Here is a 544-nt window from a genome sequence, read left to right as displayed (position 1 = left end):
TCGGGTAAGCGCGCGGCGCAAGTTGAAGCCCGCAACGGCAGGACAGCGCTGGTCTTCGAGGACAAGGTCGTGCCGGAGTTTGCGCAGTTCGTATCTGCGAAGCTCGATGACCTTTATCGAGAATTCAGTTCACAAAAGAAGGAGGGATCAGACTAGCCAAACCGGTCGCCGCAGCGCGGCCACCCGAAAAACGGCAAAGAAAAAGGCCACCGAAATCGCTTCCGGAAGCCTCTTCTCAGTGTAAGCAGCTAGAGAATCGCATTTCCGGGAATCGCAGTCAAGGCTCTTTTGAGCTGTCAAGCGCCGATTCGGCGAGCAGTTTTCTATTGCCTAGCGATAGGTGAAGAAAAATGCAGACGCATACCCCAACGACGCCCTTTGGGCGGCGAACGATGTCGCTTGGCATGATGGCAAGCCAGGCTGTGGCAAAGACCGTGCCGGAAGGTGCGCAGGTCCAGAAATGGAAGGTGTTCCACACGATCCGGGAAGCGCGCGACCTGATCGGCGCCACGGACCGCTCGCTGGCCATTCTCAATGCCCTGCT

1 protein-coding gene is annotated in these 544 nt (G+C 57.5%); it reads left to right on the top strand.

What is annotated here, in order from left to right; genetic code table 11:
* Positions 1 to 350: 350 nt before the first annotated feature.
* Positions 351 to 544 (top strand): helix-turn-helix domain-containing protein (locus NYR58_RS20515; RefSeq protein ID WP_315903359.1); only part of this gene is annotated, 194 nt, incomplete at its 3' end.

It is taken from the genome of Chelativorans intermedius (genome assembly GCF_025398255.1).
GTDB lineage: Bacteria > Pseudomonadota > Alphaproteobacteria > Rhizobiales > Rhizobiaceae > Chelativorans > Chelativorans intermedius.
Note: the sequence above shows the minus strand (reverse complement) of the source record. Positions and strands in the feature narration are given on the sequence as shown.